Source organism: Pantoea sp. PNA 14-12 (assembly GCF_004364735.1).
In the GTDB taxonomy this organism is placed as follows: domain Bacteria; phylum Pseudomonadota; class Gammaproteobacteria; order Enterobacterales; family Enterobacteriaceae; genus Pantoea; species Pantoea stewartii.
Genome location: NZ_SOAJ01000005.1, coordinates 165849 through 179399 on the forward strand (window position 1 = coordinate 165849; position 13551 = coordinate 179399).

Consider the following 13551-nt stretch of genomic DNA (forward strand, 5'->3'; position numbering starts at 1 on the left):
ACGGTTGCCCGTTCATCAATGCAGTGACTGCGCCGTGAGTAAAAGGGCAGAACGCAGCGTTTCAGTGATGCGCGCTTTGCCTTCACGTCGAAACGATTACCAGAAAAGTGTGGCGGAGAGTATCCATCCACTTTGTCGTGTCGCTTTTCGGCCTGTCAGAAGCGCCTCTGCGTGGCACACATGCCTGGCTGCGGTTTTCTGAAGGTGTCCGTTAAGCGTTTGTATTGGGAATGTAAAGCCAGAGTCTGGATAAATTATCAGCAAGCTCTGATGGGATACAGAGAGTGTTTTTCCGGTAGTAAGCGGAAATGTTTTGGCTGGGGATGGGGGATGTCACAGGAGGGGAATGGGCAGAAAGCTGTTTGGAGATAAAGGCTTGAATAAAAAGGCTTTTGCTGACGCAGGCTCTTCCCGACTCATCATTATTAACGATTCAGGTTCAGGTCTGGTGTTTGATACAGATGCGAACACCGCAGGTCACTTCTGTGCAGCCTGAAAACTTTATTATCTTAAGTAAAACCGAATTCAATGTCAGAAACATGATATAGCGTGGTTATTTTATCATGGTGAATTAAAAAGAAACCTGCGTTGCTTCGAGGCGAATAATTAATTGCCATTTTCTGTAATGGTGAAATGTAGTTTCGCGCATCTGTAAAAGCTTTTCGGCGGGGATATATCGATCCTCACCGGGTCCGCTTTCAGGCTTTTCTCCTGTGTGCGAAGAATAACCCGGTCGTCCGGAAATAAAAAGCGGGGCTCTGGACGGTTTCCTGTAAACAAGATGAAGCTAACCCTCTGTCGGTAAAAGAGAAAATGAAAAGGGGGGAGGAGGGCATCGCCCTGACACTCTGTCCTTGAGTTGTGGTAACGGCGGAAGTTGCCATACAACAGGCTGACTCAGAGAAAACCTCGAAAATTGCCCAAATACAGGGGGCGGGAAAAGCGATAAAATCTGTCTGGTCAATTACCGCATAAGTGACTTTCATCGGGTATCATATCATTCATATGCTAAAGTCTTTTAATTAATAATCTAAGCCGAATTCGTCCTCTTTTTATATCCGCATTCATTCAGACAGACATATCAAAAATTGCTCGCGATAAGGCGAGCAGAATGAAATTAATATAAAATTTGAGTTTAACGCTATAAAGGTGTTGTGGTGATGGTAATAATGTTATTAAAATTTCCCGCAGTAGGTTTATCGTCGGAACGGACACCTGTGAAACCCAAATCAAAAACACGACTGGCGGAATTAACCGAAAATGATATTTTACCATCAGAGCCGAAAACTGTTTTTTTTCCGTCAATATCGGTAAGAAAATTCAAACCTCCGCCAGCAACGAGATACCCGCCAGATGTTACCTTATTGGTGCTGAGGCTAATATTAATACCAGCACTGTAAGAGCACTGTGAAATAACTTTCACACTTTTACTGACACCAGTCGACTGACCAGGAGAAAGAGCGGCGAGTTGAGAAGTGGTAAAGGTCCCCATATTCAGATTCGCGTTACTGACAGATGTCGTGCACACAGGCGGTGGGGGCAATACATTGACTGTGTAGGTAAACCTGTCGGAGTTTTCTCCATATCGGTGATCAATATTTATGCTTATCGTTTTAGTCTCAGAGGATTCATTTTTGAATGTGGCGTATACAGTGTCTACTAATTTCTCTACCTTTTTATTTGAATCAGGACGGTTTGAGGGGAAATAACGGTTCTTTTCATGGTTGAGAGGAATTTTTATATTATTTGCGTATGAAGACGTACCATCACTATAAGTATATGTAACATTGGCAATGACAGAATCATTATCAACCTGAGCATCGTCACTTTTCCATCCTGTAATATCATAATCGTATGCAGGCTCAATGCTATGGCCATTATAAACAGACTGTAACTGCATTCTGCATACCTTACTTGACGTGCAGGTAAAACTGCCGCTGACGGAATCTGCAAAAACAGACCGGGAATGTAGAGAACAGACAAGCACAGGTATGATACAGAAAACTATGAATTTGCATCTCGCCCCCAAAAAAAATTTAAGGAAAAAGCTAAAAGTCAGCGTATTATTCATTTTGTGTATTTACTCATTGAAGGGCGATGCCGTTAAGAATAAACGACATTCGCCAGTCATTTTCAGTAAGTGAAATAAAAGCTACCCGGTACGGGCAGCTTTGCTAATTAGTTGTACGCAACGTTGAGCGTGACAATACTGCTAAAATCACCAGCCGTGGGTGCGGTGGCAGACGTCTGGATTAACTTTGCGGTAAAATCCATTCTCACTTTGCTATCCACTATCGCATAATCAACGGAGCTGCTACCGTTGGGCAAAAGCTGGGTTGCTTGTGTGCTACCACCGTACAGACCGAGTGCTACACCTGCAGCTCCTGAACGGGTACTATTTGCAAAAAGTGTCTGATTGGTTCCGTCAGGGGTTCCATCTGCGGTCACAGTAACTGATTTAGCACCAGCGCCACAGCCTTCTAAATCCAGATGAAATGTTTTAGCCGCACCAGATTCTCCTGTGCCCGTAAAATCTCTAAGAGATGCCCGGCCTAAAGATACATTGATTCCAGAAGCACTCCAGCCGGGCGTACAGGTATTATCAACAACCGTTGCTGTAACATTAATTTTTGCAGTTTCGGTTGCCGCATAAACATCAGTAGCTGCGCATGCAATTATGATATTCATCAAGAAAGCAGCACTGAACTTTTTGGTTGAAGGCATTTTAGATCCTCAATAGTTTTCATTTAAAATTTGAAATAAGAATGTTTGCAATAGTTCATATTTCACTTACACACCAGAGACATTTGAATAATGCTTTTATCCTGTTTTATTTTTGAAAAGTCATAACGGGCAGTACATTGTTCGCCTGTATGATTTCCCCATTTAGCCCTAAGCAATCCTTTCTCCTTTAAACCGGTAAGATATACCTCTCCATTTTCATCAATAATTCCGGCTTTATCATCGTCAGAGACAGAAACACCGGCACCAAAAGGTAAAGGTTTATCCTGATAAATCAGGTTTAAAAGAGCTTGATGCCCTTTACGAACGTTAAAACCGGCAAGTACTATCGCACCTTCGGTAGGAGTAACGTATTTGACGGGCTCTTTAATTTCAGTAAACTGATCAAGCGAGCCGACATTAAGAGCGACACGATTTCGACGATAATCTGAAGCATTATTTTTGATTGTATAACCACGCCAGTCAGTTCTCACTCCCGGACTATCAGTTACAGGTATATACGATGCTTCAGGTGCTTTAATGAGAATATTAGTTTTACTCAGCTGCTGACCAAACGTCAGACCATATGACGAAAGTACCACGCTTCCTGTAGCTCCATATCTTAACTGGCTGTAATTCTTACTCTGACCGTAACCCAGTGAAATACCGCCATAGGTACCCAAATAATCAATGGCAGCGTCGCTGGAGTTACCCTCCCGCTGGTTATAAACCTGACTAACACCCCAGTTTAAATTATTGTTTTCCAGAGCACTTCCGCTGAGCTGCATTTGATTAGAGGTACTGCCGTTACCGCTGTTAATATTGTATGCTAGGTAACTATTACTCAGCATACCTCTATTGGATAACCAGTTATCAAGTGGAAGTGAAAAAGAGAGGTATATACTCTTATCAGCATAAGGCTGATCGCTGTATTTACTATACCCTGCGGAGACTTGATAATTAACCTTCCAGAATGAACTGTTGAATCCGACTTGAAAAGAAGTGGTCGGTGTCATGCCACTCCAATATGTCTGCCGACTTGCTGTCAGATACAGCGAGCCTACTTCCCCGAGTCGTTGTGTTATATTAGCCTGTATAAGATTTTTTTTAGCTTGATAGAGGTTGTAATAATCACCCCAGTTTACTTTATCGTTATTAGGATTAATGCGGTTTGAAAGATCATCACTGGCCCATCCGTTCATTTTTTTCAAAGCCGCTTCAGATAGCGTGTAATAACCCCTGGTAGAAAATCGGTTTGCCATTAACTGGAATGTTGTCCCTACCGATGACAGAGATCTTGCATACATCAATCTCCATGAAGCACCACTATGCTTCGATTCATCAGCTAAAAGACTCTCTGCCCGGGTAACATCGGCTGATATGGCACCGAGAAGGCCAGCATTTAAACCTGTACCGATTGCAGCCGCCTGATAACGGTTTGCTAGCTGCGTGCCACCATAAATGGTTGTATCATCCGTTACACCCCACTGAAAAGTTCCATGCGCAAAGTTAAGCGGATCATATAAGTTGTTAGTATCTCTGACTTTCCCGGCTGCCAGCGTATAAACAACACGTCCTTCTCGTTGTAAAACCGGTACAGAAGAATAAGGCACAACAAAATGTGTCTTTGTACCATTAGTTTCTACAATCGTAACCCTGAGGTCACCACTGTTGCTGACGGAAGCCAGATCAGTAATAGAGAATGCCCCTGCAGGCACTGCCGTGCTGTAGATAAGATTACCGTTTTGACGAACATACACTTCGGCATTACTGGCAGCGACACCTCTGATTACCGGCGCGAAGCCCTGCATCGTGTCGGAATACATTGCTAAATCAGTCCCTATTTTAAAACCACTGAATGAAAAAGATTCAAATATGTTTCCATTCGACTGTGTATTACCTATGACGAGGTTACTCTTCCATGGAACGATAGGCCGCATTAAATAAGTATTCAGATGTTCCCAACTATGCTCTCGCTTACCGTTGCTCCTATATCGAGTTAGTATACTGTTATCGCGTAAACGCCACGCGCCTGTGTTTATGCCAGAATTTAAGTTCATATAATCATTAAAGGCATTTCCGTATACGGTACTGTTTTTATTTCCTGAATATTGCCAGCTCAAAAAAACCGCGTTTATGCCGTTGTCCCATTCAGTTTCATTCGTTGATTCATTGTTTTTCAAAATTAAATATGCTTGTGGGATATTAATGTCCAGCCTCATTTTGGAGAAGCTGAATCGTGTATACGCAGAGTCTATATATTCTCCCGGATTAAAACATTTCGTTCGGGACGTATTATTTATCTTAGTGAACGTGTTAAAGTTCAAGCCGATACTTTGAAAAAAATCCGGCCTGAGACAAGCCATTAAACCGGTATCATCTCTTACGCTTTTTGTTTTTATATTCATATAATGTATGGAAGTAAAATAAATGTTCTTCTTTTCAATGAGTGAACCATTTAAATACACGTCAACATTATAATTTCCAGGTAATTGTCTGCCCGGGGTAGAGAACACAGATAAATCAGCTACATTATTGACATTGTCTGAAATCATAGCTGGATCAAAATTAAGTCGGGCAAAACTAATTTTAGGGTTTAAAATTATGGTCAATATAAAAATACTTTTCACAAAAAAACATGTTCTTTCCATTTTTATTGCTTTTTTTGTTATAGCACTTTGGCATGAATTGGGAGAGTGTTCGCACCATAGTCATTAATGGTTGAGTAAATAATCAGAGATGAGCTTGTATCCCCTGATGTTAATAATTGTTCTGAAAAAGGTTTAACCATCATGCTTTCGATATTTTGTGAGCCATATTTAATATTGACCATGGTCAGGTAATAAGGTGTTGGGTTTTTTACAACTATGCTGTTATTACTTTTCATGAAACTTAACTTTGCCGGTGCTTTCTCAGGAGAGGGGCTTAACCCTGACGGACGCACAAATAATTTAATGCGGCTTGCTATGGCGATACGGACATTATTCTCATCATCAGTTTTTTTTCCGATTGAAGGAATACCTTTCGCAATGAAGTAGTAAAGAGACTCTCTGTCTTCCGGCAGATTATGATTCATAAGAATGAGCCTGAGAATGTTCTCATCCTCCGGACCACTCAGATAAAGAGGAGGGACTACGATCAAATCCTTGACTTTCACACCTGCCTGATTTTCAACCCAGGACTGTACCAAAAAAGAATCTTTGGATGATGTGTTAGATATAGTGAAAGTCAGTTGTTTATCATCCATTGGATAAACAAGTCTTGTTCCTTCTATAGTAATACCACCATCAGCAATGGCGTGATTAAGGGAAACTAAAAAAAACGCAAATACAGCTATAACACTTCGTATTTTTGACATGATCTACAATTTAACCTCAAAAAACCCTGATGCGGCAACTACATGACTTCATAAATTGATATCGGCCTCTTAGTTTATTAGACCTGGGTAAGTCATGATGTGAAGGATAACTCTACCATTTTCTTTTTTATTTTGTTAAATATGAGATCTGAATAAATCTGAAGTTTTCTTTTTATGCTGAAATGATTTTTTTAATTAATCTTTTGTTTTTTACTAAAAAAAATTCCGTTGTTTGATTTAAATCAATTGTTAACTTAAAAAAGGTCTCCGGAATTAATGTGGATATTTGCTGTTCTTTACAAAAGAAGTCTGTGCGCCCACCTGTAACCTGTTAAAGAAGATGAATTCTTTTATCAAAAGATTAGATAGCATTGATGTTTGTGAATGTGCTGTCCATGAATAGCCGACTTTTTTGATATTGCTGATTAAACAGGAAAGAGGTGGTGGTTATGAGCCTGTGCGCTATCAGAAATTCCAGTTAGGTAGACTGATTCATTTTTTGCATTTACATAATTATTGCTTACACCGATCTGAAAATTATCACCGCAGCGCAGCAAAGTCGCGCGCAGGCAATTCACCCGGGTTACGGTTTTCTCTTTGAAAATGCCGCGCTTGCGGAAGCCTGTGAGTCCGCAGGGCGGATTTTTATCGCCCAACGCCGCAGCAGTTGCGAACCTTTGGCCTGAGGCTCACAGCCCGTGCTCTGGCGAAAGCCGAAGATATGCATTGCTGGAAGGCAGCGAATTACTCGTCGATGTCGCCGAGGTCTGCCGCGTCACCAGTACAGCCAGTTATCTGGTGAGGCTGAAAAGTTCACCTGCGTTCAGGTTCGGGCTGCCTCCGTAGAAACAGGGGTTATTGAGTTCTTCAGTTGTGTACAACGCCTGCGCCCTCACGTTCAGCCGGAATTATCATCCTGACGCTTTTATGAAGATACCGCTGATAGTGACGCGGGCAACCTGACGGTCGGGAACGCACTCCGGCCACCAGCTGACCTGTCATCAGTTTCCTTCAGGCTTATCCTCTTTCAGGTAAAACGGATCGGCGCTCTTTGGCAGAGTCAGGGAAATCTGGCGCTAACGGTCAAGGCGCTCATCAAAATAAACCCGCAGTACCTCTGACTGCTGCAGTTCTGCTTCCATCGGGATAAGGGTTTATTCATTTGCTCTTTACAGACAACACAACGCCTGAGGCTGCGAGATCAATATTGATTTTATACCGCTCCAGCCTGTCTTTCGCTGCAATATCATGTGACGTAGTAACTCTTCCTGAATACAGTATGGTGTCTGTACAGACAAAGGCGGCAGGAGAGGGTGATATAATGGCCAGAACGGCCGGTGGGATTACGTGTGCGGTTTTTCGTCAGACACATTCAGGGAAAGCTTCAATAGTGCGCGGCGGGTGACAGATGCTCTCAGTATTTTCCGGGAGTTTACACCCAGCTTTTTCTGCACGGAATTGATGGCTTCTTTAACCTTATCTTCAGAAAACCTAAGTTATTTAGCGAGACTCTCTCTCGTAATGTGACAGAAGACCAGCATGCAAAGATGAGTGGCCTGCTGCACAGTCTGCTCAGGAAAAATGTTGTAAGCGATTCATAATTTACGTATTCGTTAGCAGTCATCGTGACTTCATGATCACTTTAACTGCGATACGTTTCCCTGAGTTCATAAATCATGTTACTGATTAATTCGTCCTGATATAAAAAATACGGCGAGTTTCAAAAGTCACTCAACAGATTGTCAGGTATAGAGTTTTTATTATGGAACCTGGTAATTTTGTTAAGACAGCTCAGAACGTTGAATTTATAAAAAATCTTAGTGAATATAAACGAGAAAAAATAGCGTTCCCTGGTGTTGTTTATATTATGTAAAAATCACATGGCTGAATGCCCTAATCCAGACCCATCATGCGCCAGAAATATACTACTAAAACAATGCCATTTTAAATTTCTTGCAGTCTGTTTTTTATTTATATACCCTTGCAGAAAATAAAAGGGAATTAAGCATCTTCCGGTCTGTTGTTTCATTTACGTAGGATACACCACACCGGAATGGAGTAAATGGGGTTATTCACCCCATTGACAGATGCAATGACTTGTGTATAAGGATTCTTATTCCACAGAGAGTAATCTGCTTTATACATCTGCAAGCCGCAAGGAACGTACTTTGAAGATCACACTTATTACCAATCCTTCCCACCAGGAAAAAAACGTTATTACTGATGGACTCTGGAGCCACAACGCCACATTCCATCCCGTTGAAATCGAACCGTTTCTGCTTTACTGCACAGACGATGATGGCAACGTAGCTGGAGGTCTGATCGCTCAGACATGGTGGGGGACTCTTGAAATTCAGTATTTATGGATCGCTGAACGTATCAGAGGTAAGGGATATGGAAAAGAATTGATGTCAGCTGCTGAAGCAGAGGCCAGAAACCGAAACTGCCACATGGCCACAGTGGACACGTTCGATTTTCAGGCCAGGTCGTTCTATGAAAAGCTCGGTTACAAAGAGTATGGATCACTCTCAGGCTATGCACATAAGTTCAGACGTCACTACCTGGCAAAAGAATTTACGTAGCATACCTGCGAAAGCAGAGGTATGTATGCAGTATAAGAGAGTCTGCGCGAACACACTGTCCATCATGATCAAAATGATCGAAAAACTGGATGAACCGTGGGGAATTAAAGACTGCCAGTCCAGACATCTTTTTATGAACAAAGCCGCCCGCATGTACACCTGCACACCGGCGGCTTTCGATCTTGAGGGTAAACTTGACTGCGAATTTCCCACAACGTGGGCGGAGCAGGCGGAAGGGTTTATTGAACATGACAGAAAGGCGGAATCAGAAGGAAAAGGCGTCAGCGTGATAGAGACCGACTTCTGGTTTGGCCGAAAAGAACTCTACCCTTATATCAGTGAGAAAATACCCTTCAGGGATGCGAACGGTGTCTGTATGGGGACACTGTGGAATGCCAGAAAAATAAGGGTCCTTTCCCCGTACGTATGTATCAGTGATAAAAAACCGGGCGTCCTGCATACAGCGTCCGACCAGTCTGTATTCACTCGTTCGGAAATGGATATGATTTTTTATCTGATGAAAAACCTGAGTCAGAAAGAGGTCGCAAACCAACTCGGATTATCCACAAAGACCATTAATAACAAAATGCAAAATATATACAGAAAGACAGGAGTTAATTCAGTTTCTGCGCTCTATGAATTCTGCTTACATAAAAACCTGCAGAATTACCTGCCTGAATTTGCCATTAATAAAGGCATAAAATTTATCTGACCGGAGCACTTATGAGCTTGCATGAAAATTATTCTGTTGAAAGGGTTCCGGCCGCAGCCCGCCTGCCGTTCTGGGGCGTGGCACTGGTTCACATGGGGATGCTGACTGCGCTGGACCAGTTCATGTTGGGGGCCACCCTTGGCCACTCAATGAGCTATGCACACGCCTTCATCGCCATCACCGCCGGCAGCCTGATTTTCTTTGTCGCAACATTTGGGCTGGGTTACGCCGGTATGCGGGAAGGCATCTCCGGCAGCCTGCTGGCTCGCTGGTGCGGTTTTGGCCGGGGAGGTTCCGTGCTGGTCAGTCTGCTTATCGCCGTCAGTCTCCTGGGATGGTTTGGCATACAGAATTCCGTCTTTGCCAGTTCGCTGGATCATGCCCTTGGCCAGAAACTCGGATTCCACTGGGCAGCTGCGCTTTCAGGCCTTACCCTGACGCTTATCGTGGCTTTCGGTTTCAGAGCGCTACGCTTTGCCGCCCGCATAGCGGTCCCGGCGTTCGCCATCAGCGTTCTGTACATTTCTACCGTTCTGCTGACAGGTCAGGACATGGGGGCGCTTTCGGCGCTGTCTGAAGCAGGAAAAGGTCTTTCCATCAGTGATGCCATTACGCTTGTGGTGGGAGGCAGTATCGTGGCCAGCCTGATAACGCCAGACCTGACACGCTATTACAGCAACGGCCGGCAGGTCATGCTCATGACGGTTCTGACCATCTTTGCGGGAGAATACGTTATCAACGGGCTGGCAGTGATCATTTCCGTGATACTGAATACTGCAGACGTGGTGACCATTATGAGTCAGGTCACCGGCGGCATTGGGCTGGTCGTCGTGGTGTTTTCGACGATGAGGATCAACGACATCAACCTGTATTCGTCCTCGCTTGGCGTGGCCAACGCGATTGAAGCTTTTACGGGGAAAAAAATCCCGTACGTGGTTATCACGCTTTTCATCGGCCTTGCCGGCACTACGATGTCGGTAATGGGCATTCTTGACCGTTTCGTCGACTTTCTTAACCTGCTGGGTGTCCTGTTCCCGCCAGTCATCGGAGTCATGATGGTTGACTATTTCATTCTGAAAAGTGACAGGAAGGTACTGGACGAAAGCCGGCGCAGGAACGCCTTACCCGACGAATCGCAGACGAAAAACTTCGGCTGGAATGCGATCATCGCCAGCCTGTTGGGCGCGGTAGCGGGTTATTACGTCACCTACGGCGTACCGGCGCTGAACTCAATCATTGCTGGCTGCCTGATGTACCTCGTACTGAATTTTATCAAAGGACAAATGACGTCACGGGACAGTGAAAGCATATCCGGAATCTGACAGCCGTAAACATGCCCTGACACAGACTAATCTGCGCTGTTTAAGGCGGGTACATTCAGCCACGCTTCAGCGGCCTTCCTGGCCGCTTTCTTTACCCCACGATCATTACGTGTCAGTACTGACGAGGAAGAACTGACGCTGCAGAACAGCATTTTTAAAGATGCCCGGGGCAGGGATGGTTATGTTGACGGCGTTTATAAAGAAAAGGCCTCAGGTGCCAGAGTTGACCGCGCTGAACTCCAGCGCATGATTGCCGACCTGCATGCCGGTGAGGTGGTTGTAGCCGAAACAGGCCATGTATTCATTTTCAGGGAGCAGGTCAGCTGGTCGGTAAGGCTCATCAGCATATAAATCCAGCTCTTCAAAATATAAAACGGCTCAACTATTGTCATCGAATGATGCCGGGAACCAGTACAGCAAGGCCTTGCACAAGCTGGCGATTGCGCAAGCCACGGCGGCGGTTCGCCATTGCCAGCGGCCCGGACTCGCGATAACGAACAGGCAGACGCCGGCAGTGGTGAACCGTCAGGCCGAGTCGTTGTGATGCAAGCGAGGTGGTAAGCCGGCCATCAATAACGTCATGCACGATTTTGATGCGGTTAACTTCATTCATCGTAAAGCACGCCGAACCCTAAGCCGTCATCAGGTTTATCCTCAGCCCGGAAGCCTTGGTAAAAGGACGTCAATGCGGACATCTCAATACAGCCAGAGGCAGACATCTGAACTTAGCCACTACAGTAAAGTGCGCATAATCATAGTTATGTTAAATGATATAGCTTTTATGTAATTATCTGCCCATTACCAGTCCTGTAAGTCGCCCTGTCTTCACAATCCTCCTGCTTCTCGTTTTTCTGAAGCGTATATCTGGTCGCTGCGCCTGTAGCGAAAGCTGTATTGACACTAAAGCACCCACATATTTAGTGGAACTGGTGGACCCCTAACTCCCACTCACAAAAGGTTTAACGTTAGTTAAAGTGGCTTTTACCATCCATTCCCAGGGAAAATAAGAGGTATCATTGATATGGGTTGCGTATCTTCCAAAAACTCTATCACGTCTGATAGTTTTCGTTCTTACACATTAAATTCTCCAGACAATTTTGGGGCATCATCATCTTCTGCGGTCAGGCGTCAGGGACATTCCCCTAGATATGGCGAGCTAAAAGGACCACAACCTAGCAGGTTGGTACCTTATCAGCAGTCTCTGGTCGGTGTGGCACGTTGGCCGGATCAAAGGTTTAACAGAGATGATTCACCTCACCAAATGGCATATGGACAATCTTTTTACAATAAAACCAGAGAATTGGGTTCGGAAATTGCTGAGGGCTCAGTGACAAACTTCCATGAGCTTTGGGGTAAGGCCCGTGAATGGAGAGCAAACATGGCTTCCGAAAACGCACATGTTTTTCGGGAGGAACGTGATCCCAATACTTATAAAGTTTATGGGACGCCCTTAGCTGAACAGTACGCTTATGTAGCCCGGAAGTTAGCTGACCGAAATGATTTAGAAACCAGCCCTTCTCAATATTCTCTTCCGCCAACTAAATCCCTTCAAATTATAGGGAAAATAAATGGTGAAAAAATTCCCCTTACACAGGTTACGGTCAGTACAGATAAGAATGCAGATCGAATGCAAGAACCTTATTTAAGTATACGTCAGCGAGGGTTCGATGATATTGGAGAGCCGAATCAAATGTTTCATACAAGTGCTGAACATGTACCGCTAATCATGCAACATGTTGAAGATCTGTACAGAAAAGCTATCGATGCAAGAGAACCTGATTCCAAAGCATTAAACACGCTGGCAGAAATGCATTGGTGGATGGCGCATGCCATGCCAGACAAGCGTGGAAGTGCAGCGAAAACTGAATTATGTGTTCGTTCTATTGCCCAGGCAAGAGGCATGGATTTAGGACCTATGAAACATGGTATTGTGCCGGACCTGGAAGCAATGACCATGCAGCTTAAAGATTTCATGAGAAAGTATGAAAGTTTTTTTGAAAAACCATAGCGATATCTATCGTAAATACTTCTCATGACTTATTTATTTAGTCCTGCTAATCTGTCATAAGTCATAATAAATCCGGCGTTTTATAAAGTAATTTTCCTTCCTTTACGCTGGTCCGGCTGGGCCAGCTTGACTCTTTTTGGATAATCTGTAGTTTCGCTAAAATAAGTTGACTATACATTGCTCATAAATTTATTTCTTGAGTAATTTACCTTTGTCGCGTGATGCAGATAAGCGCCCTCCTCTACACGTTAATAAAAAATCGCCAAACTGCGCATTGTTACGGCCTCATGGCGACTTAGCTTAATGTTAAATTTTGTAATTTATGAGGGCGATTTATTTTATAACACTTTTTTGACTAACTAAGTTGTATCTAAGAGGGTTTGATGTTGTTACGTATTATAATTCAAGCCACGTCGTGCTCAGTAATGTGTGTGATGAACTCACGCACCTCTTCAGCTTGTGTAATAAAACCTGTTATAAGGTTACCAAAACTGGTCTCATCAATCTGACTTATCGTTTGCTGAAAACATAAACGCACTATATGATTTTCATCTATCGCCAGCCAACAGCCTCGCATAGCAGACATTTCAAAATTCAACTGCAGTAAAAGCGCATAAAAGTTCTGTCCGGCCTGATGTTCAGCGTTGATTAACTGGCAATGAAAAAGCAGGCAGTCACTTTGGTCTGGAACCTCCAGCACTGCGGCTTCATGTCCCTGAGTGTTATACAATGCGCATACACCTTCTTTAAGGTACAACGTTGTATTGCAGCTCGTGGCAAATTGCTGTAATAATGCTTCAATTTTTTTTTGAGAAGGTGTCATTAATTTACTCCTGAATGTTGTAATA

Annotated in this window: 12 protein-coding genes and 1 pseudogene; 7 read left to right on the plus strand and 6 right to left on the minus strand. The window is 43.8% G+C overall.

The features are described from left to right. Window positions 1-346 precede the first annotated feature (346 nt). Window positions 347-496, plus strand: coding sequence for a hypothetical protein (locus C7434_RS22000; protein ID WP_166649062.1), 150 nt, complete (start codon window positions 347-349; stop codon window positions 494-496). Window positions 497-1141: 645 nt separating this feature from the next. Here the strand turns inward: C7434_RS22000 and C7434_RS17480 are convergent. The 4 genes from C7434_RS17480 to C7434_RS17495 form a co-directional block, all read right to left on the minus strand. Further along, complete coding sequence (locus tag C7434_RS17480; RefSeq protein ID WP_133745729.1) at window positions 1142-1900, minus strand: hypothetical protein; 759 nt, start codon at window positions 1898-1900, stop codon at window positions 1142-1144. 278 nt (window positions 1901-2178) lie between these two features. After that, window positions 2179-2724, minus strand: a complete 546-nt coding sequence (locus C7434_RS17485; RefSeq protein WP_033742599.1) for a fimbrial protein — start codon at window positions 2722-2724, stop codon at window positions 2179-2181. Window positions 2725-2786: 62 nt separating this feature from the next. Beyond that, the gene (locus tag C7434_RS17490; protein WP_166649063.1) at window positions 2787-5351 is read right to left on the minus strand and encodes a fimbria/pilus outer membrane usher protein; all 2565 of its coding nucleotides are present in this window, start codon (window positions 5349-5351) and stop codon (window positions 2787-2789) included. A gap of 38 nt (window positions 5352-5389) precedes the next feature. Then, entirely contained in the window at window positions 5390-6079 is a 690-nt protein-coding gene (locus C7434_RS17495; protein ID WP_133745731.1) for a fimbria/pilus periplasmic chaperone, read from the minus strand. A 572-nt stretch (window positions 6080-6651) separates the two neighbouring features. Here C7434_RS17495 and C7434_RS22340 point away from each other — a divergent pair. The 5 genes from C7434_RS22340 (at window position 6652) to C7434_RS17525 (ending at window position 11046) form a co-directional block, all read left to right on the plus strand. Beyond that, the gene (locus C7434_RS22340; RefSeq protein ID WP_279586525.1) at window positions 6652-6765 is read left to right on the plus strand and encodes a biotin carboxylase N-terminal domain-containing protein; all 114 of its coding nucleotides are present in this window, start codon (window positions 6652-6654) and stop codon (window positions 6763-6765) included. Between the two features lie 1482 nt (window positions 6766-8247). Then, window positions 8248-8661, plus strand: coding sequence for a GNAT family N-acetyltransferase (locus tag C7434_RS17510; protein ID WP_033742594.1), 414 nt, complete (start codon window positions 8248-8250; stop codon window positions 8659-8661). Between the two features lie 73 nt (window positions 8662-8734). Continuing rightward, a complete protein-coding gene (locus tag C7434_RS17515) occupies window positions 8735-9373 on the plus strand; it encodes a LuxR C-terminal-related transcriptional regulator (protein WP_226374662.1) in 639 nt (212 codons plus the stop codon). 11 nt (window positions 9374-9384) lie between these two features. Beyond that, window positions 9385-10695 (plus strand): cytosine permease, encoded by a 1311-nt coding sequence (locus C7434_RS17520; protein ID WP_033742592.1) that lies wholly within the window; start codon window positions 9385-9387, stop codon window positions 10693-10695. 78 nt (window positions 10696-10773) lie between these two features. Continuing rightward, window positions 10774-11046, plus strand: coding sequence for a recombinase family protein (locus C7434_RS17525; protein WP_226374674.1), 273 nt, complete (start codon window positions 10774-10776; stop codon window positions 11044-11046). A 64-nt stretch (window positions 11047-11110) separates the two neighbouring features. Here the strand turns inward: C7434_RS17525 and C7434_RS17530 are convergent. Further along, window positions 11111-11308: pseudogene (locus tag C7434_RS17530) on the minus strand (helix-turn-helix domain-containing protein); the annotation flags it as partial. Between the two features lie 408 nt (window positions 11309-11716). Between C7434_RS17530 and xopAH the strand changes: the two are divergent. Next, on the plus strand, window positions 11717-12703 hold the full coding sequence (xopAH, locus tag C7434_RS17535; RefSeq protein WP_033742588.1) for a XopAH/AvrB family type III secretion system effector: 987 nt from the start codon (window positions 11717-11719) through the stop codon (window positions 12701-12703). Between the two features lie 403 nt (window positions 12704-13106). On the opposite strand, the gene C7434_RS17540 is transcribed toward xopAH, so the two are convergent. Continuing rightward, complete coding sequence (locus tag C7434_RS17540; protein ID WP_033742586.1) at window positions 13107-13526, minus strand: type III secretion system chaperone; 420 nt, start codon at window positions 13524-13526, stop codon at window positions 13107-13109. Window positions 13527-13551 lie beyond the last annotated feature (25 nt).

Bases quoted from the DNA above. Each gene is read 5' to 3' on its own strand.
- C7434_RS22000 (WP_166649062.1), top strand. From the start codon at position 347: ATGGGCAGAAAGCTGTTTGGAGATAAAGGCTTGAATAAAAAGGCTTTT.
- C7434_RS17480 (WP_133745729.1), bottom strand. From the start codon at position 1,900: ATGCAGTTACAGTCTGTTTATAATGGCCATAGCATTGAGCCTGCATAC.
- C7434_RS17485 (WP_033742599.1), bottom strand. From the start codon at position 2,724: ATGCCTTCAACCAAAAAGTTCAGTGCTGCTTTCTTGATGAATATCATA.
- C7434_RS17495 (WP_133745731.1), bottom strand. From the start codon at position 6,079: ATGTCAAAAATACGAAGTGTTATAGCTGTATTTGCGTTTTTTTTAGTT.
- C7434_RS17515 (WP_226374662.1), top strand. From the start codon at position 8,735: ATGATCGAAAAACTGGATGAACCGTGGGGAATTAAAGACTGCCAGTCC.
- C7434_RS17520 (WP_033742592.1), top strand. From the start codon at position 9,385: ATGAGCTTGCATGAAAATTATTCTGTTGAAAGGGTTCCGGCCGCAGCC.
- xopAH (WP_033742588.1), top strand. From the start codon at position 11,717: ATGGGTTGCGTATCTTCCAAAAACTCTATCACGTCTGATAGTTTTCGT.
- C7434_RS17540 (WP_033742586.1), bottom strand. From the start codon at position 13,526: ATGACACCTTCTCAAAAAAAAATTGAAGCATTATTACAGCAATTTGCC.